The sequence below is a fragment of the Nonomuraea sp. AD125B genome, assembly GCF_041402765.1.
Lineage (GTDB): Bacteria > Actinomycetota > Actinomycetes > Streptosporangiales > Streptosporangiaceae > Nonomuraea > Nonomuraea bangladeshensis.
Genome location: NZ_JBGLOU010000001.1, coordinates 377,624 through 396,345, shown reverse-complemented (window position 1 = coordinate 396,345; position 18,722 = coordinate 377,624). Strand labels below are relative to the sequence as shown.

The 18,722-nt window shown below is 73.7% G+C and carries 20 protein-coding genes; 4 read left to right on the top strand and 16 right to left on the bottom strand.

What is annotated here, in order from left to right; translation table 11 throughout:
* Positions 1 to 28: 28 nt before the first annotated feature.
* From ACBR40_RS01790 to ACBR40_RS01780, 3 genes are all read right to left on the bottom strand, one after another.
* Positions 29 to 487 carry a MarR family winged helix-turn-helix transcriptional regulator gene (locus ACBR40_RS01790; protein ID WP_371247113.1) on the bottom strand — a complete coding sequence of 153 codons (459 nt, stop codon included), beginning with the start codon at positions 485 to 487 and terminating at the stop codon, positions 29 to 31.
* A 28-nt stretch (positions 488 to 515) separates the two neighbouring features.
* A complete protein-coding gene (locus ACBR40_RS01785; RefSeq protein ID WP_371247112.1) occupies positions 516 to 1,742 on the bottom strand; it encodes a cytochrome P450 in 1,227 nt (408 codons plus the stop codon).
* Between the two features lie 82 nt (positions 1,743 to 1,824).
* A complete protein-coding gene (locus tag ACBR40_RS01780; RefSeq protein ID WP_344215214.1) occupies positions 1,825 to 2,241 on the bottom strand; it encodes an ATP-binding protein in 417 nt (138 codons plus the stop codon).
* 234 nt (positions 2,242 to 2,475) lie between these two features.
* Between ACBR40_RS01780 and ACBR40_RS01775 the strand changes: the two genes are divergently transcribed.
* Positions 2,476 to 3,333, top strand: a complete 858-nt coding sequence (locus ACBR40_RS01775) for an SGNH/GDSL hydrolase family protein (protein ID WP_344215216.1) — start codon at positions 2,476 to 2,478, stop codon at positions 3,331 to 3,333.
* A gap of 22 nt (positions 3,334 to 3,355) precedes the next feature.
* On the opposite strand, the gene ACBR40_RS01770 is transcribed toward ACBR40_RS01775, so the two are convergent.
* The 5 genes from ACBR40_RS01770 to ACBR40_RS01750 form a co-directional block, all read right to left on the bottom strand.
* The gene (locus ACBR40_RS01770) at positions 3,356 to 4,495 is read right to left on the bottom strand and encodes an esterase-like activity of phytase family protein (protein ID WP_371247111.1); all 1,140 of its coding nucleotides are present in this window, start codon (positions 4,493 to 4,495) and stop codon (positions 3,356 to 3,358) included.
* 314 nt (positions 4,496 to 4,809) lie between these two features.
* A complete protein-coding gene (locus ACBR40_RS01765) occupies positions 4,810 to 5,331 on the bottom strand; it encodes a flavodoxin family protein (protein ID WP_371247110.1) in 522 nt (173 codons plus the stop codon).
* A 14-nt stretch (positions 5,332 to 5,345) separates the two neighbouring features.
* Positions 5,346 to 5,816, bottom strand: coding sequence for a CBS domain-containing protein (locus ACBR40_RS01760; protein WP_344215222.1), 471 nt, complete (start codon positions 5,814 to 5,816; stop codon positions 5,346 to 5,348).
* Positions 5,817 to 5,915: 99 nt separating this feature from the next.
* On the bottom strand, positions 5,916 to 6,719 hold the full coding sequence (locus ACBR40_RS01755) for a putative protein N(5)-glutamine methyltransferase (protein ID WP_371247109.1): 804 nt from the start codon (positions 6,717 to 6,719) through the stop codon (positions 5,916 to 5,918).
* Positions 6,720 to 6,961: 242 nt separating this feature from the next.
* Positions 6,962 to 8,038, bottom strand: a complete 1,077-nt coding sequence (locus ACBR40_RS01750) for a TetR/AcrR family transcriptional regulator (protein WP_371247108.1) — start codon at positions 8,036 to 8,038, stop codon at positions 6,962 to 6,964.
* Positions 8,039 to 8,122: 84 nt separating this feature from the next.
* Between ACBR40_RS01750 and ACBR40_RS01745 the strand changes: the two genes are divergently transcribed.
* Positions 8,123 to 9,349 (top strand): cytochrome P450, encoded by a 1,227-nt coding sequence (locus tag ACBR40_RS01745; protein WP_344215228.1) that lies wholly within the window; start codon positions 8,123 to 8,125, stop codon positions 9,347 to 9,349.
* A gap of 5 nt (positions 9,350 to 9,354) precedes the next feature.
* Positions 9,355 to 10,590 (top strand): ATP-dependent Clp protease ATP-binding subunit ClpX, encoded by a 1,236-nt coding sequence (gene clpX, locus ACBR40_RS01740; protein ID WP_344215230.1) that lies wholly within the window; start codon positions 9,355 to 9,357, stop codon positions 10,588 to 10,590.
* Positions 10,591 to 10,615: 25 nt separating this feature from the next.
* Here the strand turns inward: clpX and ACBR40_RS01735 are convergent, their stop codons facing one another.
* From ACBR40_RS01735 to ACBR40_RS01720, 4 genes are all read right to left on the bottom strand, one after another.
* Positions 10,616 to 11,128 carry an FBP domain-containing protein gene (locus ACBR40_RS01735; RefSeq protein ID WP_344215232.1) on the bottom strand — a complete coding sequence of 171 codons (513 nt, stop codon included), beginning with the start codon at positions 11,126 to 11,128 and terminating at the stop codon, positions 10,616 to 10,618.
* 41 nt (positions 11,129 to 11,169) lie between these two features.
* Positions 11,170 to 12,519: an MATE family efflux transporter gene (locus ACBR40_RS01730; protein ID WP_371247574.1), complete on the bottom strand. Its 1,350-nt coding sequence runs from the start codon at positions 12,517 to 12,519 to the stop codon at positions 11,170 to 11,172.
* Positions 12,520 to 12,660: 141 nt separating this feature from the next.
* On the bottom strand, positions 12,661 to 13,611 hold the full coding sequence (locus ACBR40_RS01725; protein ID WP_371247107.1) for an endonuclease/exonuclease/phosphatase family protein: 951 nt from the start codon (positions 13,609 to 13,611) through the stop codon (positions 12,661 to 12,663).
* Entirely contained in the window at positions 13,608 to 14,489 is an 882-nt protein-coding gene (locus tag ACBR40_RS01720) for an SDR family NAD(P)-dependent oxidoreductase (protein WP_371247106.1), read from the bottom strand. The genes ACBR40_RS01725 and ACBR40_RS01720 overlap by 4 nt, the downstream gene beginning before the upstream one ends.
* Positions 14,490 to 14,582: 93 nt before the next feature.
* Here ACBR40_RS01720 and ACBR40_RS01715 point away from each other — a divergent pair, with 93 nt between their 5' ends.
* Positions 14,583 to 15,188, top strand: a complete 606-nt coding sequence (locus tag ACBR40_RS01715; RefSeq protein WP_364452479.1) for a TetR family transcriptional regulator — start codon at positions 14,583 to 14,585, stop codon at positions 15,186 to 15,188.
* A gap of 63 nt (positions 15,189 to 15,251) precedes the next feature.
* Here ACBR40_RS01715 and ACBR40_RS01710 read toward each other — a convergent pair whose 3' ends face one another.
* The 4 genes from ACBR40_RS01710 to uppS all read right to left on the bottom strand — a co-directional run bounded on the left by ACBR40_RS01710 (position 15,252) and on the right by uppS (position 18,686).
* Positions 15,252 to 16,118, bottom strand: a complete 867-nt coding sequence (locus ACBR40_RS01710) for an SMP-30/gluconolactonase/LRE family protein (RefSeq protein WP_371247105.1) — start codon at positions 16,116 to 16,118, stop codon at positions 15,252 to 15,254.
* Between the two features lie 74 nt (positions 16,119 to 16,192).
* The gene (locus ACBR40_RS01705; RefSeq protein WP_371247104.1) at positions 16,193 to 17,095 is read right to left on the bottom strand and encodes a pentapeptide repeat-containing protein; all 903 of its coding nucleotides are present in this window, start codon (positions 17,093 to 17,095) and stop codon (positions 16,193 to 16,195) included.
* Between the two features lie 40 nt (positions 17,096 to 17,135).
* Complete coding sequence (locus tag ACBR40_RS01700; protein ID WP_371247103.1) at positions 17,136 to 17,906, bottom strand: GNAT family N-acetyltransferase; 771 nt, start codon at positions 17,904 to 17,906, stop codon at positions 17,136 to 17,138.
* Positions 17,907 to 17,909: 3 nt separating this feature from the next.
* Positions 17,910 to 18,686 (bottom strand): polyprenyl diphosphate synthase, encoded by a 777-nt coding sequence (uppS, locus tag ACBR40_RS01695; RefSeq protein WP_364452490.1) that lies wholly within the window; start codon positions 18,684 to 18,686, stop codon positions 17,910 to 17,912.
* Positions 18,687 to 18,722 lie beyond the last annotated feature (36 nt).

Here is an 18,722-nt window from a genome sequence, read left to right as displayed (position 1 = left end):
GGGCCTTGTCGAGCGCGGCCCGGCGGGGTCAGGAGGGTTTCTGGATGAGGCCGGCCAGGCGGCGCAGGGCGGGCAGCGCGGCGGCGATGGCGGCCCGGTCGTCCTCGCCCAGCGAGCCGAACGCGCGCAGCACAGAGCCGGTGAACAGGTCGTGGGCCTCCTCCACGCGCCGCCGCGCCTCGTCGGTGAGGTGCAGGTGGAGCACCCGCCGGTCGGCCGGGTCGCGCTCGCGGCGCAGCAGCCCGGCCGCCGTCATCTGGGTGATCATGGCGCTGGCGTTGCTGGTCTTCATGAGCAGGGCCTCGGCGAGCTCACGGACCGTGATGCCGTCCCGCTCCCGCACCAGGCGCAACGCGGCGAGCTGGACCTCCGGCGGTTTGGGGTGCGGGAAGTCCAGCTCGATGCGCCGGTCGAGGGCGCGGTGCAGCAGAGGGATGACCTCCACCACCCCGTTCGCCGTCGGCGCGGCCGGTGCGGAGGGTGACATGCCCTCCATAATACCTATGCGAGCATAGCTATTCGCCGGAGGCGGCGGCCGGCACGGGAGCGCGGACGCCGCTGATCACGACGCCGCTCGCCGGGCGGGCGGGGACCCGGCGCAGCGAGATGCCCAGATCCTGCGGCGGGACGTCGTGGTCGAGCCGCGCCAGCCGGACCACCAGCTCCCGCAGCAGCGTGACGGTGATGTCCTCGCCGGGGCAGCGGTGCCCGGTGCGCGGGTCGCCGCCGCCCTGCGGGATCAGCTCGAAGGGGTCCATCGGGCGGCCGAGGAAACGTCCGGGGCGGAAGGAGTAGGGCTCGGGCCACAGGTCCGGGTCGTGGTTCTGGCCGTACACGTCGAGCAGCACGAGCGTGCCCTCGGGGATCTCGTGGCCGCGCCAGGTCAGGTCGCGCGCCGCGCGCCCGCCGACGAACGGCGCGAACGGGTAGAAGCGCCGCACCTCGTGCGCGAACGCCTCGGCGAACTCCTCGTCACCCGTACGCAGCCGCGCCCGGTGCTCGGGCCAACGGTGCAGCGCGTGGCCCGCGTACGCGACGAACCAGCAGACGGCCACCGTGGGCCGGATGAAGTTGAGCAGCTCCACCGCGGCCAGGTGCGGGTCGAGGCGCTCGCCGTGGGCGTCCGTGTGCCGGGCGACCGCGGCCAGCGCCGAGCCGGTGGGCGCGTGGATCGCGCCGCGCCGCACGTCCTCCAGCAGCTTCGTCAGCCGGGCCTCCTGCCGGTCGCGGGCCCGGCGGGCGCGCCAGTGGCGCGGCCCGAGCGTGGCGAAGCCGTCCACCATGGCCACGCAGTCGTCGGCCAGCTCGTCGGCCTCGCCGGGGGACATCGTGACGCCGGCCCAGGCGGTGACGGCGCGGCCGAGCACGCGGGCGGCCTCGTCGAAGAGCACGACCGGTTCGCCGCTGGCGGCCCAGCCGGCCGCGGCCTCGTCCCAGGCGGCGGCGGTGCGCCGGCGGAGGTCGGCGATGCCCGCGGGCGTCATGAGCGACAGGAACATCGCCTTGCGGACCCGGTGGTCGGCGCCGTCCAGGGTGTGGACCGGCCCGTGGCCGAACAGTGTGCTCTGCACGAGGCCGGGGAGGGCGCCGTGGCGGAGCACGTGGTCCTCGTCGTAGAGGAAGCGGGCGGCGTCGGGGCCGCACAGGCCGGTCGCGCGGCGGCCCAGGACGCGGGTGCGGGCCACGCCGTCCGGGGCCTCGCGGCGGCGTGCGGGGAGCCAGCCGTAACCTTCAAGGAGCATGAGTGGGGTGTTGTCGAGCGGCATCGCCCCCAGGTTCCCTTTCCGGCGGGACCGAAACGGCCGGGCGGGGTGATCCGGGCCGTCAGGCCGCGCTCAGCCGGCGGCTCATGAACAGCTCCAGCCTGGTGCGGCCGCCGGGGTGGTCGAGCCGCACCCGATCGCACACGCGCTGGATGATCCGCAGCCCGAGGCCGCCGTGACCGGGCCGGCGCGGCGCGGCGCGCAGGTGCTCGGCGGTGAGGGCGCCCGCCTCGTCCGCGACGTGCACCGTGACGCCGTCGGCGTCGCTGCGCAGGCTCACGGTGCCGGGGGCGCGGGCGTGCTCCAGGACGTTCCCCGCCGCCTCGCTGACCGCGAGCACCAGCAGGTCGGCACGTGAACGCTCCAGCCCGGCCCGTACGGCGAACGCGCGCACCAGCTCGCGCAGCGGGGCCAGGTCCTCGCCGAGCGGAGTGTGCACGGCCTCGGCGGGACGGAGCGATGTGAGCACGAAAGACACGCAGCCACAGTGCCCACATCGTCGGCTTTCAAGCGGACTGGTCCAAGTTTCTTGTGATTCGTCGCACCAAGGCCCGCAGGGGTTGGTGAGATGTACCGGAATTGACAGCTCTGTTTCACTACCGCGTCCAATTCACAGAAGGACCTTCGGGGATCATCGTTGAGCCGCGGGTCATCATCATCGATCGGAAACTCGGCACCCCCCACTCACCCCCCTCGCCCGAGGAGTCCCCTCATGTCCCGACGTGTCCTCGCCATGCTCGCCGCCGTCGCCCTGCTGTTATCGGTCTCCCCGCCCGCCCACGCCGCCGCTCAGAACGACGTCTACGTGGCGCTCGGCGACTCGGCCGCGGCGGGCCCGCTCATCCCCGACCAGGTGCTGCCCGAGCTGGGCTGCTGGCGCTCCACCCGCAACTACGCGCACCTGACGGCCCAGGCCATCGGCGCCCGCACACTGCGCGACGTCACCTGCTCCGGCGCCAGGACGACGCACATGTACCAGTCGCAGAGCACCGACCTCGGCTCGGTGGCGCCGCAGCTCAACGCCGTCACCGCGGACACCACGCTGGTCACCGTGCAGATCGGCGCCAACGACGTGGGACTGACCGGCTTCATCGAGGACTGCCTCAACCTGCTGCCGCCGCCCGTCGGCGACGCCTGCAACGACGACTACATCGTCGACGGCCAGGACAGCTGGCGGGTCAAGACCGACGCGCTGCGGCCCAAGCTGATCCAGCTCGCCGGCGACATCCGCGCCCGCGCCCCGCAGGCCCGGATCTTCGTGGTCGGTTATGCGACGTACGCCCCGCCCAACGGCTGCTATCCGCGCGTCCCGATCATCAAGGCCGACGCCAACTACATCCGCGCCACCCTGCAGTACTTCAACCAGATGCTCGCCGAGCAGGCCGCCGCGGCCGGTGTCGGCTTCATCGACCTGCAGACCCCGAGCGTCGGCCACGACCCGTGCACCCCGCCGGGGACCCGCTGGATCGAGCCGTACGTGCCCGCCTCGGCCGCGACCCCCTTCCACCCGAACGCGCTCGGCATGCGCGGCTTCGCCGCCGTCGTCACCGCCGCCGTCTCGGGCGCCTGACCGAGTACGGGGCCACGGGCGCTCAGTGGCAGCCCGTGGCCCCGAACGCCAGGAACCGGGTGACCTCCTCCTGGCTGAAGTTGTCGTCGGAGCCGACGACCAGCGTGCACTCGCCGTTCGCCAGCCGCGGCCCCCAGGCCAGACCCTCGTAGTTCTGGACCTGCGGGGCCGCCTCGCCCAGATCGAGGACGAGCCGCTTGACCACCGGCCGGTACGCCCGCCCGTCGGCCAGGGAGCGCCGGCGAAGGACGTCGGTCGCGCCGCGCAGGTCGAACTCGTACAGCCGGGCGCGGTAGCCGACGCCCTGGATCCAGGACCGTTCGAGCGCGAGGTAGCGCAGGTCGTCCACGGCCAGGATCTCCGACACGCCGCTGTCGGCGTCGCCGGTCGGCGGGACGGGCGCGGCGGGCAGCGGGTCGAGCGGGTAGACGTACTGGCCGCGCGGCCTGCCGTCGCGGCTCCACACGGTGACCCGGGCGGGGGCGCCGCTCTCGGCGGTGGGCGGCAGGCCGTCCTCGTAGCGGGGGCCCTCGGTGACGGCGGTGACCACGCGGGGCGTGACGGCGAGGCCCTCGAAGCCGAAGTTGCGCCGCGGGCCGCGTTCGGCGCGGGTCAGCCGCAGGCCGCGCGGCAGCGGGAACGCGCCGAGGTGGCGGCCCTGCCGGTCCATGGCGCGGACGGCGGGCTGGGAGAGCGGGATGCCGGGGTTGCGGTCGTCGGGCCGGTCGCCCTCGTCGCCCCACAGCAGCCGGCCGTTCCAGCGGTCGAACCTGATCGACTCGGGGTCGGCGGACTCGGGCTTGCCGTAGCCGGGGTAGGGCGTGCCGTCGGCGCGGGTGAGCGTGGTGACGCCGGTCAGCCGTACGCCGCGGAACTCCCCCGTGACGCGGTCGATGTGCAGGCGGCCGGTGTAGAAGCGGGCGGGATTGTAGCGCCAGCGGTCGTCGGAGATGAAGTACCAGGTGCCGGTGCGGGGGTCGTGGTCGATGCCGGACAGGCCGCCCACCGTCGTGCCGTCCAGGCGGGTCAGATGCGGCAGGGTCCGCTCGCCGAGGAAGCGGGTGACGCGCACCGGCTCGCGCCGTCCGGCCGCCGACGCCGACGGCGCCGAGAACGCCGCCGCCGCCACCAGAATGACGGCGACCGCCATTGTCCGTCGCATCCGAACCATTTATTCCCCCCATCAAGAATTGGCGATGACGGGGAAATGAAATCGCGAATCCGGCAGGAAGTCCATGCAGGTGGAAGCGGCGAACGGCCTTAATTCGCGACATTTCACGAGAAACAAAAAACCGTGCGGCGACGAGTCTCCTCGCCGCCGCACGGAATCCACGCGCCCGCCCGCCGCACCGGACCACGCGCGGACCGCCCGGAGTCCACCGCGCGGACCGCCCGAGGTCCGGCGCGCGGACCGCCCGAGGTCCGGCGCGCGGACCGCCCGAGGTCCGGCGCGCGGACCGCGCGGAGCCTGCCGGGTTACGCCGCCGGGATGGTGCGGGCGCGGGCCAGGCTCTCGCCCCATTCCCTGGCCCGGTCCAGCTCGCCGGGGACGAGCGGGCCCAGGGTGCCCTCCACGTAGAAGCTGCGCGCCGGGCAGGCCAGCCGTACCCCGGCCCGGCGCAGCCGCCTCGCGACGCCCTGCGCGGCCGAGCCCGGCATGCGCGGCCTGGCGACCCGCGTGTCGAAGGCCGCCGCGTCGAGGGCGGCCGACGAGGTGCGCAGCGCCGCCAGCCACTCGCGCACCCCGCGGCCCCCGGAGACCAGCGGGCCGCCCTCGGCCTGCTCCGCAGCGGACTGCCGGGTCGAGACCCTGCTCAGCCCGAACGCGTGCGTCGGCCCGCCCACCACCAACAGGCCCACGTCAGCGCCCACCACGTCGGGGGCGGTGGCGACCTCGGCCACCTCGGCCCGCATGGCGCCCGCCAGCCCTTCGGCGATCGACTCGGCGACCGCCTTCGTGTTGCCGTACATCGACTCGTACACCACCAGCGCGTACATGCGCCCTTCCTCCCTCAGCTCTCCCGCGGAAGCACCGGTTCGAGGTGGAACATGCCGGTCATCACCTCGCCCGCCGTGCCCTTCTGGTGCGTACGGCGGCCCGCGACGGCGGCGACCACGTCGGAAGCGGTGATGAGCCCGACCAGCCCGTGCTCCCCCACCACCGGCAAGGCGTCACAGCCGGAGTCGGCCAGGATCGCCGCCACCCGTGGCAGCGGCGTGCCGGGCCGCACCCGCGGCCGGCGCTCGCCCGTCAGCACCGCGCCCACCTGGCGTCCCGACTGCTCCCACGGCCCGCCGGACCAGGAGGCCGCGAGGTCCTCGCGGCTCAGCACCCCGAGCAGGTGCCCGCCGGACACGACGGGGAGATGGTGCACGTCGGCGCGGCGCATCAGCTCCCACGCCATCAGCGGCGACTCCTCCGGCTTGACGACGACCAGGATCCGGCTCATGACCTGCTCGGCCACCAGGGTCTCGACGCTCATGACACTCCTCCAGCGGCTCGGCCTTCCCCTTTCATCGTGGCGTCACGGGGCGGGCCGCACCCGGGGACGAAGTCCCTGGATCGGGGTGCCGTTGGTCCTTTACTCCCGTGAGGCGGTGGCGACGACGGCGGTGGCGTCCAGCTCGTCGGAGCCGGTGACGCGGGCGGTCAGGCCGGCCTCCTCGGCGGCGCGGGCGGTGGCCTCGGCCTGGCGTTCGCTGGTCTCGATCAGCAGGTGGCCGCCGGGGGCCAGCCAGCCGGGCGCGCCGGCGATCACGCGGCGGACCACGTCGAGGCCGTCGTGGCCGCCGTCGAGCGCGGTCAGCGGCTCGTACAGGCGGGCCTCCGGGGGCAGCAGCCCGACGGAGGCGGACGGCACGTACGGCGGGCTGGCGATCAGCAGGTCCACCCGGCCGCGCAACGTCGCGGGCAGCGGCTCGTACAGGTCGCCCTCGTGGACGGAGGCGTCGGGCAGGTTGCGCCGGGCGCAGCGCACAGCGGCGGGATCGAGGTCGGCCGCGTGCAGCTCGACCGGCCCGGCCAGCCCGGCGGCCAGGGCGGCGCCCATCGCGCCCGTGCCGCAGCACAGGTCGAGGACGACCGGCGTGCCGGGAAGCTCCCCGGCCAGGGCGACGGCCTGCCCGATGAGGAACCCGGTACGGGGCCGCGGCACGAACACCCCCGGCTCGACGGCCAGCCGGAGCCCGCAGAACTCCGCCCAGCCCAGCACGTGCTCCAGCGGCTGCCCGGAGACGCGGCGCTCGGTCATGACCTCGACCTCGTCAGGGGTGCGGGCGGTGGCGAGGATGAGCTCCGCCTCGTCCTCGGCGAACACGCACCCGGCGGCCCTGAGCCGCGCGACGAGACCGGGAACGGCCTCCTTGGACGACAAATAACCCGACATGGGCGACTTTCCTATCAGATGCCGGTCATGTCACCGCGACCCGTCCCCACAGAGCCGGTCCCGCCTGCCACCAGCATGACGTGCTCCCGGGCGAGCAGACCAGGTGGGCGGACGAGCCGGGGCGATCAGCCGGACAGACCAGGCGGGCAGGCCAGGCGGGCAGGCCAGGCGGGCAGGCCAGGCGGGCGGACCAGCCGGGGCGATCAACCGGACAGACCATACGGGCAGACGAGCCGGGGCGATCAGCCGGGGTGCCGGGCGGCGGCGTGGGCGGCGCCCCAGCCTTCGGCGCGCACCGTGACACGGCCTGCCTCGACGCGCAGCGCCACCTCCGTGGCGTCGTCCACGCCGGTGACGCCGGCCGCCGCCGCGAGGTCGCCGCTCTCGTCCCACACCACCCGCAGCCGCGGCCAGGCCGAGCGCGGCACGGCCGGGCGCAGGCAGCCGCACAGCTCGGCGAGCGTGAGCCTGGCCAGCGGGAACAGCTCCTCGGGCGCGCCGCTGACCACGACGGCGGTGACCTCGGCCCCGGGCGGCGCGGCCCGTACGGCGTCCTCGACGGCCGACAGCCGGTGCATGCCGAGCACCGCCACCACGCCGTCGTCGGTGAGCCGTACGGGCTCGCCGCTGACCGCGTCCGGCACGGGCGACGACGGCGGCGACCACGGCTCGTCGCCGGCCGACAGGCGCGGCAGCAGCGGTGCGACGAACCACCGGTCGTCGAGGTCGAGATCGGCCAGCCGCTCGCAGGCGCGCACCACGTTGAACGGCTCCACGAACCCCGGCGCCGCCGCCGCAAGCTGCCCCGCCCCGTGCAGCAGCGTGAGCGCGGCCTCGGCGAGCCCCACCAGCCGCCCGTCCGGGGCGGGCGGCGGCCGCAGGCGTTCCAGCGCCAGCCCGAGCAGGATCGCGTCGAGCTTCACGAGCTGCGCGTACGGCACCCGCGTCAGCTCGTCGGCGAGGATCTCCGGCATCAGGTGCATGCCGAGCCGGCTCGGCCCGCGTTCGTCGTCGGTGGCGAGCGGCAGCCGGGCGAGCCAGGCGCGGGCCACCTCCCCCAGCGCCTCGCCCACGGTCAGCGCGGGCTCCGCGGGCGCGGGCGGCTCGGCGGACTCGGCCAGCTCGGCCAGCACCGCGAAGTAAAGCGCCCGCTTGCCGGGGAAGTTGGAGTAGACCGCTCCCCGCGTGAGCTCGGCGCGGTCGGCGATGCCGTCGATCTTGGCTTCCCGGTATCCGCGCTCGGTGAACTCCTCCCGCGCCGCGGCCAGCACTCTCGCCCGGTTGCGCTCCTGTGCCTGCGCTCTGGTCAGCCGGGCCATCGTCCTCCTCGCGTTGCCGGGTCCCGCCGGTCAGGATACCGTGAACACTCAAATGATGAGATCATCTGAAATGAGGGGTGGCCCATGGCCGACGTGCCCGAGCTCGACCTGACCGACCCCGCGCTGCTGCGCGACCCCTCCGCCGCGTACGTCAGGGCGGCCGCCGACTCCCCCGTGGCGCGGCTCACCGGGCCGGGGTTCGCGTTCTGGGTGGTGCTGCGGCACGCCGAGGGCCGGGCGGCGCTCGCTGATCCGCGGCTGCGCACCCGTGAGGACAGCTACCAGCGGCCGGACGTCCCGGCCGACTGCCTGCCGTACATGACGACGATGTCCGAGCTGAACGGCGCCGAGCACGCCCGGCTGCGCCGCCTGGTCGCGCCCGCGTTCGCGCCGCGGCAGGCGGAGCGGTTCCGGCCGCGCGTCGAGGCCGTCGTGGACGCCCTGCTGGACGAGCTGCCCGGCCACCGGTCGGACGACGGCCCAGGAGGCGGCCCAGGAGGCGGCCCAGGAGGCGGCACGGTGGACCTGCTGGCGCGCTTCGCCCGGCCGCTGCCGATGGAGGTGATCTGCGAGCTGACCGGCATCCCGGCCGCCGACCGGCCGCGCTGGCGCGCGTGGGGCGCGGATGTCGCGGCGGGGCACGGGGCGGCGTTCGCCGAGGCGATCCCCGGGATCCTGGAGGGCGCGAAGGCCGCCGTGGCCAGGGCGCGGGCCGAGCCGGGCGACGACCTGATCTCCGAGCTGGCCCGCGTCCAGGAGGAGGACGGCGACCGGCTGTCGGAGGCCGAGCTGGTGACGATGGTGTGGCAGCTCGTCCTGGCCGGGCAGACGCCGACGAACCTCATCGCCAACTCCGTGGCCGCCCTGCACGAGCATCCCGATCAGCTGGCCGCGCTGCGCGCCGACCCGGCGCTGATGCCGGGCGCGGTCGAGGAGCTGATGCGCTGGTGCGGTCCGCAACTGCTGACCATCCCCCGGTTCACGGCGGAGGACGTCGAGATCGGCGGCGTGACGGTGCCGGAGGGCGAGCCGGTGACGGTCGCGATCCCGGCCGCCAACCGCGACCCGCGCGTCTTCGCCGATCCCGACCGGTTCGACGTGGGGCGGGACGCCGCGGGGCAGCTCGGGTTCGCGCACGGGCCGCACTTCTGCGCCGGGGCGTCGCTGGCGCGCGTGCAGACCGCGGTCGCGCTCGGTTCGCTGCTGCGCCGCTTCCCCGGCCTCGCGCTCGCGGGGCCGCCGCGGCGCGTCCCCGACCCGGGCACGGCCCGGCTGCTGTCGCTGCCGGTGACCCTGGGCACGGCGGGCTGACGGCCGTGACCCGCTCGACGGGACCGGCCTGCTCGTTCTGCGGGAAGGGCCAGAACGAGGTCCGGCGGCTGATCGCGGGGCCGCCGTCGGTCTACATCTGCGAGGAGTGCGTCGGGCAGTGCACCGAGCTCATGGCCGAGGAGGAGGCCGCGACGGCACCCGCCGGGCCGGCGCGCGACCTGCCCACCCCGCGCGAGATCCACACCTTTTTGGACCAGTACGTCATCGGCCAGGACCGGGCCAAGCGGACCCTGGCCGTGGCCGTCCACAACCACTACAAGCGCCTGCGCGCCCCCGTCTCCAGGGACGACCCGGTCGAGCTGGGCAAGTCCAACATCCTGCTGGTCGGCCCCACGGGCAGCGGCAAGACGTACCTCGTTCAGACCCTGGCGCGGATGCTGGACGTGCCGTTCGCCGTCGCCGACGCCACCGCGCTCACCGAGAGCGGCTACGTCGGCGACGACGTCGAGAACATCCTGCTCAAGCTCATCCAGGCGGCCGGCCACGACGTGCGGCGGGCCGAGACCGGCATCGTCTACATCGACGAGATCGACAAGATCGCCCGCAAGGCGGACAACCCGTCGATCACCCGCGACGTCTCCGGCGAGGGCGTGCAGCAGGCGCTGCTGACGATCCTGGAGGGCACGGTCGCGAACGTGCCGCCGCAGGGCGGGCGCAAGCACCCCCACCAGGACCTCATCGCCCTGGACACGACGAACGTGCTGTTCATCGCCGGGGGCGCGTTCGACGGGCTGGAGCGGGTGATCGAGCGGCGCGCGCTGCGGCGGGCGGCCGGGTTCGGCGGCGCGCCCCACGACCCGGCCGAGGAGGACGTGCTGGCCCGGGTCATGCCGCAGGACCTGGTGGCGTACGGGCTGATCCCCGAGCTGACCGGCCGGCTGCCGGTGCTGACGACGCTGCGCCCGCTGGACCGGGCCGGGCTGGTCCGGATGCTCACCGAGCCGCGCAACGCGCTGATCAGGCAGTACCAGCGGCTGTTCGAGCTGGACGGCGTCGAGCTCGCCTTCGAGGAGGACGCGGTGGCGGCGGTCGCCGAGCAGGCGCTGCTGCGCCGCACCGGGGCCAGGGCGGCCCGCGCGGTCCTGGAGGAGGTGCTGCTCAACGTGATGTACGAGGTGCCGGACAGGGACGACGTGGCCCGGGTCGTGATCACCCGCGACACGGTGCTGCACCACGTCAGCCCCGCCCTGGTGCCGCGCGCCCGCCGGCGGCCCGCCTGAGGTCCGCGTGCCGCCGGCGCGGGGCTCAGGCGTTCGCGAGAGTGTCGTCGAGCACCCGGCCGAGGAAGGCGTCCAGGTTGGCCACGGCCCGCGCGACCTTCTCCTCCGCCGTCAGCGACTCGAACCGCGTGCCCGCCTCGGTCTGCTTCCTGCCGCGTACGTACAGGGAGCAGGCGAGGTCGGCGCACATGTAAACGCCGACCGTGTTGCCCTGGCGGCCGGCGGCCCCGACGCGGGGCGCGGTGAACAGCGCGACGCCGGTGCCCGCGTGCGGGGTGACGCACACCGAGCACAGGGTGCTCTTGGTGAGGCTCCTCCGCACGTCCTGGGCCAGGCGGAGCGCCACGCCGGTGAGCCCGCCGCCGCGCTCGGCCACCAGGTACGCCCGCTCGGGCGCCCCCGGGTCGCGCCAGCCCAGGAAGTCGAGGTCGGCCCAGGGGGTGGCGGCCAGGTCGCGCGGCAGTCCGAGCCTGCGGGCCTCCCCTTTGGAGCAGTTGACGAAGGACGCGCGCAGGTCGCGTTCGGTGACGGGGTTCATGGCTCTTCCCTCAAACTAGGATCACTAGGTACAAACCTAGGCTATCTAGTTTCGAGGGGCAAAGGGTTTGTGGGTGCCGACAGCTTTCGTATGTGCCGTACGGCGACGATCGGCACCGTCACGCCGATCAGGTTGCAGTACGCCACCGCCGCGTAGAAGCCGTCCGCGCTGCCGGCGGCGTGGGCCGCCGCCGCGCCCACCGCGACGATCAGGCCGAAGTAGATCGCGTTGAGCACGATGGCCAGGAAGCCGCCGCCGGTCTCCTCCATGACGGTCAGCGAGGCGAGCACGGGTCCCTGGACGGCATAGGTGAGCGCCACGGCGCCCAGATAAGCGCCCGCGGCCGCGGCCACCCCGGCGTCGCCGCCGATCAGCCGTGCCAGCGGGTCGTGCAGTGACCACACCAGCGCCGCGATCACCACGTAGGTGACGACGGTGACCTCGATGCCGCCGCGCATCGACGCACGGATGCGCCCCCATTCGCCCGCGCCGCGTCGCTGGTTGATGGTGATCGCCGTGGCCGTGCCCAGGACCATGCCCGGCAGCAGCACGACGTTCTGCACGGTGGCGGCGACGGTGAACCCGGCCACCGCGTTCTCCCCGTAGTTGCCGAGGACGCCGATGGCCGCGAGGTTGTACACCGAGATCACGAGGAAGGACATGGCGATGGGCACCCCGATGCGGCGCAGGTCGGTGAACACCCCGCGCCGCCAGATCCGGGCGGCCGCCGGATGCCACAGCTCGGTGCGGCGCAGCAGCACCAGACCCATGGCCAGGCCGGTCAGACCGGCTGCCGCCTCGGCGACGGGCACCGCCGTGATCCCGATGCCGGCACCGAGCCCGAGTCCGGCCACGAGGCCGACCCGCACGCCCGCCGTACAGATGACCAGGACGGTGGCCTGCCGCACGTGCCCATAGCCGCGCAGGCCGGCCGCGCACAACTCCCCCGCGACGGCCAGCAGGCCGGCGGCGCTGGTCCAGCGCAGGAAGGAGACGAACGTGTCCCGCAGCCCGGCGTCCACATGAAGGAGACCGGGCAGGGAGGGAGCCGCGACCGCGAGGACCAGGAACAGGGCCGCGCCGAGCCCGAGCCATACCCTGGCCAGGCTGGCGGCGTTCGACATGACGTCCTGGGGGCGCCCGGCCCCCTTGCTGATCGCGGCGGCGACCTGGTTGCAGACCGCGAAGCCCACACCCAGGGCAAGGACGACGAGGGCGACAGGCTGATAGAGGGAACGCACATAAATCGCCTCTCCCCCCATACGTCCAAGAATGGCGATAATTCCGAGCTGGGCGGCAAAATTAACGGACCCGGCCACGAAAAGGGGAACAGCGAGGCCGGAGATGGTCCGCCATACCTCCCTTCTTTCGTGCGCGACTGAGGGAAACATGCGGACCTCCGGGGACATGAATTGACCTGTGGGAACATAGCGAAATTTCTCGATAAATGTCCACAGGGGCCTTGCCCCGGAAATATTTCGGCCAGAAAGCCGCCGGGGTCGGCGGACGAAGGCCGGCGGCGGGTCAGGCCGTCAGAGCCGAACGCGGACCGGGACCGTGCCGATCGTCACGCGATGGTCGGAACACGCTCCGCCGCAGGCCGTGCCCTTGCCCAGCGCGTCACCGGTGTACGGGCCGGCGATGGCGCTCTCCCGGACGAAGAGCAGGTCTATCTTGGGGCGCTGGCCGCAGGGCTCCTCGACGCCGATCGGCTCGCCGTCCCCGTTGACCTCGTTGACGGTCGTCTCGCCGACGCCGGGGCATCGCGGGTCCTCGTCGTCCAGCTCCCTGTACGCACCGGTGTTGCCGGCGTTGTTCGGCACGTCGAGGCTCGACGAATACCAGCTGTCGAGCCGCTCGTCATGCGGCCGCACGTTGAAATCGCCGGCGACGAGGACGGTGTCGCCATTGTCGTGGAGGTCCTCAAGGTGGCCCCGCACCGCCGCCAGCTGCTGTGTCTTGATGTTGCTCCCGCCGATCGTCGCCTCCGAGCCGGTGATGTGCGTGGTGCAGAAGCGCAGGTGCGGCCGGGCGTCCAGCGGCGCGCAAAGGAGCTTGTGCACCCCGCCTCGCCCGTCTGCCGGCAGGTCGTATTTCTTGGCGATGCCGAGCTGCCGCCGGCTGAAGAGAGCGACGCCGAACGGCTCACCGTCGCAGGTCGTCTCCCGGATGGTGGCGAAGCGGGCGAAGCTGTCGCCCTCGGGCCAATCGGCCGCCGTCAGCCGGTCCTGCAGTGCCACGTACTGGCTCCAGCACAGTTCGTTGAAGGCCGCGAAATCCGCGTCCCGGTTCACGATCGACGCGGCGGCGGCCTCGACCATGCCGGTGGTCGTGGAGCCGTCGTTCATCACCCAGCCGGCCACGTTCCACTGCCATACGTTGATGGTCTCGACCACCGTATCGGCGGCGTGTGCCGTGCCCCCGGGCAGCAGCGTCGCGCCCCATGTCAGCACTGCGACCAGTGCGCGGGCGGACAGTCTCATCTCACGTACTCCGATCTCGCTCCGGTGGGCAGGTCCAGCATTCGCGTGCACAGCGCGTCCATCGCGCGGTCGGGCAGCACCCGCCGCAGCCGGGTGAGAAGCTTGGCGTGGCCGCCGACCGGATAGCGCGTCCTCGGCCGCCGGGAGGTCATCGCCCTCACCACGGCTCCGGCGATCACCTCGGGCGGGCTGCCGCTGCGCTGGTTGCTCGCGGCGATCTTCCCGATGACGTGCTCGACGGTCGCGCCGTAGTCGGCGCGGCCCTGCGGCGAGAACAGCTCGGCGACGGCGCGGCGTCCGTTCTCCACCAGCTTCGCGGGGGCGCTGCTCCGCGTGGCGCCCGGCTCCACGATGCTCACGTGCACGCCCCACGGGCGCAGCTCCATGCGCAGCGCGTCGGTCACCGAGACCAGCCCGTGCTTGGCGCTGGTGATGGGGCCGAGAAACGGCAGCGTGATGCGCCCGCCCTCGGATCCGACGTTGACGATCCGCCCTCTGGCACGCTTGACCAGCGGCAGGAACGCCTGGGTGACGGCGAGCTGGCCGGTGAGATTCACCTCCAGATGACGCCGGAACTCGTCGAGCGGCACCAGCTCCATCGGCCAGGGCGCGCCGATCCCGGCGTTGTTGACGAGCCCGGCCAGCCCGGCCGCGCCGGTGGCCTGCTCCACCCGCACCACGGCCGCGGCGATCGAGTCCGCGTCGGTGACATCGACGTACAGGGGGATGATCCGGTCGCCGGCCGCGTGGCGCAGCGCCTCGCCGTCGGCCGTCTCGCGTATTCCGGCGAAGACGGTGAAGCCCCGGGCGGCCAGCGCCAGAGCCGTGGCCCGGCCGATTCCCGATGACGTTCCGGTGATCATGACCGTTCGTGACATCGCTGCTCCCTTCACGAGGTAACTCAACGATGGTGAGTTCACGATAACTCGCCATCGGAACGAAACTCAACATGGGTGAGTTACTCTTGTGGAGTGAGCGAGACCCGTCAGAAGAGGGCCGGCGGGCGCCGTCCCGGCGTGTCAGGGACGCGCGAGGCGATCCTGGCCGCGGCCCAGCACAGCTTCGCCGAGCAGGGCTACACGGCGACCACCATCCGAGGCGTCGCCGCGGCCGCCGGCGTGGATCCGGCGCTGGTCCTGCAGTTCTTCGGCAACAAGGACAAGCTCTTCGACACCGCCCTGCGGGCCGATCCGCCCGTTCGGTCACTGACCGCTCTGGTGCACGACGGCGACCTCGCGGACCTCGGACAGCGGCTGACGCGCCGCTATCTCGAACTCTGGGAGGCGCCCGGCACAGGAGCACGCCTCCTCGCGGTGGTGCGCGGCGTGTCGGCGTCGCCGAGCGCGTCGGCGATGGTGGCCTCGTTCATGTCGGACGAGGTGATGCTTCCCCTCGCCCGCGCCATCGGGGCGGATCGAGCCGAACTGCGGGCCAACCTCACGGGCGCGCACCTGCTGGGCATCGCCACGGCCAGATACGTGCTGCGGGTCGAGCCACTGGCCTCCCTGGAGCGCGAGCACCTGGTCGCGATCCTGGCTCCCCTCGTCCAGCGCTACCTCAGCGGCGATCTCGACTGACGCGACGGCCCGCGGGCCTTTCCCTTCGAGTAGTTGACGAGGAAGCGCGCGGGCCGCGTGCCCTCACAAGGCGGCCGGCAGCACCGGGCGGCCCCGGACGCCGGGGTCGGCCGCGAACACCGCCCCCGCCTGCGGCTGCTCGGCCCGGTCCACGCCCAGCGCCGAGGTGGTGATGAAAAGCCGGCCGAGGTCGTCGCCGCCGAAGGCCACCGCCGTGACCTGACGCGCCGGCAGCGCGACGACGGCGTCGAGCCGGCCGGCGGGGTCGTAGCGGTGCACGGCTCCGCCCTGCCAGAGCGCCACCCAGACGCCGCCCTCGGCGTCCACCGTCAGCCCGTCGGGCTGCCCCCGCTCCGGGTCGACGTACGCGAACGGCCGCCGCCCGCCGAGGCCCTTGTCCGGGTCGTAGTCGAACACGTCCACCCGGCCGGTGGCGGTGTCGGCGTAGTAGGCGAGCGAGCCGTCGGGGCTGAAGTCGAACCCGTTGGAGATCGTCACCTCCGGCAGCACCACGCGCAGGGCGCCGTCCTGGCCGGCCACGTAGAACGAGCCGCGCCCCGGGGCGGCGTCGTAGGCCATGCTGCCGATGTAGAAGCGGCCGTCGGGGTCGCAGCCGCCGTCGTTCATCCGTACGGACGGGTCGCTCCAGGCCTCGCCGCCCAGCGGGCGCAGCGGTGCGTCGAGGTCGTCGGAGTCGGCCAGCAGCAGCTCGCGCTCGGCGGCGACCACGTAGCCGCCGGCCGCGCGGGGGCGCAGCGCGGCGGCGACCTTCTTGCCCACGTGCCGCCGCCGCACCGTCGCGCCGTCGAGCGCCAGCACGTCGCCGGCCAGCATGTCCACCCAGCGCAGCCCGCCCCAGCGGGCGGACCACACCGGCCCCTCGCCGTGCTCGGACACCGGGTCGGTCACGGGGTAGACGGTGATGCTCATGCCGATCTCCTCCAGGGTGCTGGACGTGATGTCGGCACGATGCTCCCACGCGCCCCCTCTTCCCGCGCCCGGGCTCAGCGGCGGCGCGGGCGGCGGGCGGTCCTGGCGGGCCGGGCAGGGGCGGGCCGGGCGGCCGGACGGGAGGCCGTCTCAGCCCAGTGGGCGGGCCGGGTCAGAGCGGCCGGGATGCGGGTGGCGGCGTCGCCGGCGGCGGCGTTGAGCTGGGCCTGCGTGAGGAAGATCGCCCCGGTGAGGTCGGCGCCCGCCAGGTCGGCGCCGCGCAGGTCGGCGCCGATGAGGTCGGCCTCCCGCAGGTCCGCGCCGCGCAGGTCCGCCCCGATCAGGTACGCGCCCCGCAGGTTCGCCCGCCGCAGGTCCGCGCCCCTGAGCCGGGCCCCGATGAGATCGGCCCCACGCCGGTCCTTGCCCCGGCCCTTTCCCTGGGGGCCGGATCTGACCAGTTCGCTGACCCGCAGCAGCAGCTCGTTGACCGCGGCCCGGTGCGGGGCCACGTCGTACTTCTCCAGGACGCCGGCGTCCTGCCGGGTGAGCCGGTCGGTCTCGTCGAGCGCGCGGCGCAGCTCGGCGTGGACCGGCCGGGCGGGCTCCAGGGACAGCGCCTCCGCGAGGTACCACAGCAGCTCGTGGAGCTGCCGCATGACCGGGAAGACGGCGTACATCTGCCCGGCCGTCTCCGGCGCGGCCCGCCAGCTCCGCCCCCCGAACGTGACCTGCGAGACCTTCTGCCCCGCCCCCAAGCAGTCGAAGACCGTGCAGCCGGGGTAGCCGCTCGGACGCAGCCGCTCGTGGATCGAGCAGCGGAAGTCCTCGCGCAGGTTGCGGCAGGGGTCCCCCGCGGCCTTGTCGGCGGCGAAGTCGGCCGAGGCCGCGAACGGCAGCGCGACGCAGCACAGGCCGAAGCAGCTGCCGCAGTCGGACAGCAGCTCCAGCTCACGGAAGTCGTCAGCAGAGGGCAACGTGCGATCTCCTCGGGCGCGGGCGGACGCTCAAGGATAGTCACCCGTACGTGTACGGCGTGGTGGTGGCCAGGGCGGCGAAGCCGAGCCGGGTCAGGATCGGCCGGCTCTCGGCGGAGGCGTCCACCTGCAGGTAGCGGTATCCGCGGGCGAGCGCCTCGCGGGCCCGGTAGGCGACCAGCGCCCGGTAGATGCCGCGCCCCCGCCACTCCGGATCGGTGCCCCCGCCCCACAGGCTCGCGAACTCGGTGCCGGAGTGCAGGTCCATGCGGGCGGCGCTGACCGGCACGTCGCCCGCCATGGCGAGGACGGCCACGACGCTTCCCTCGGCGAGCTGCACGGCCAGCCGTTCCCTGATCCGTACCCGGCTGGCGCCGAACACCCGCTCGTGCACGTCGGCCACCAGCTCGACGCCGTCCATGCCGGTCACCGGCACCAGCTGCACGCCCTCCGGCCCAGCGGCGGGCAGGGCGGCGATCCGCGCGGTCTCGGCCACCATGAGGGTCTCGGGCGGCTCGGCGGTGAAGCCGGCCGCGAGCAGCCGCCGGTCGAGGTCGGCCGGGCGGTCGTGGTCGTAGAGCTTCCACTCGAACTCCGTGCCCAGCTCCGCGTAGTGGCGGATCTGCTCGGCGATGGCGGCGTCCGCGGTCCGCTCGTCGAGGTCGGACCACAGGACGCCGTTCCAGCAGGGCGCGGGGCCGGACTGGCGGACGACCGCGCCCGCCCGTTCCACCACGGCTCCGGGCATCTCGGGCGCGGGCTCGCGGCGGAAGCGCCGCTCGTACAGGCTCAGCACCTCGTCGTGGTTCACGCGTCAGCCTCCGAAGCGGCGCTGGCGGGCGGCGAAGCTGCGCAGCGCGCGCAGGAAGTCGATCTCGCGGAAGGCCGGCCAGTACGCCTCGCAGAAGTACAGCTCGGAGTAGGCCGACTGCCAGAGCAGGAAGTTCGACATGCGCTGCTCGCCGCTGGTGCGGATGACCAGGTCGGGGTCCGGCTGCCCGGCGGTGTAGAGGTGGCCGGCGAGGTCGTCTGCGGTCAGCGTCTCGGCCAGCTCGTGCATGCTCTGCCCGGCCTCGGCCCGCTCGTACAGCAGCTCGCGCAGGGCGTCGATGACCTCCTGGCGGCCGCCGTAGCCGATGGCCAGCGTCAGGTGGAAGCCGGTCGCGCAGTCGCGGGTCGCCTCGACGGCGTTCTTCAGCGCGCGGGCGGTGGTGTCGGGCAGCATGTCGAGCAGCCCGGCGACGTGCACCCGCCAGCGGGCGCCCGGGCGGGCGAGCCGGTCGGCGACCATCTCCTCGATGACCCGCAGCAGGAAGGCGACCTCCTTGTCGCCTCGGCGCTGGAGGTTCTCGGTCGAGCACAGGAACACCGTCAGGTGCCTGATGCCGAGGCTCTCGCACCACACCTGCACGTCCTGGATGTGGTCGGCGCCGTACTGGTGGCCGATGCTCGGGTTGGGCAGGCCCTTCTGCCTGGCCCAGCGGCGGTTTCCGTCGATGATGAGACCGACGTGCCGGGGCAGCGGGCCGGTCGAGACCTGGCGGCGCAGGCGCCGGGCGTACAGGGGATGAAGAAGATCGCTTACGTGCACCCCCTAAGAATGGCGTGCGGGGTCGGCCGGTTCGGG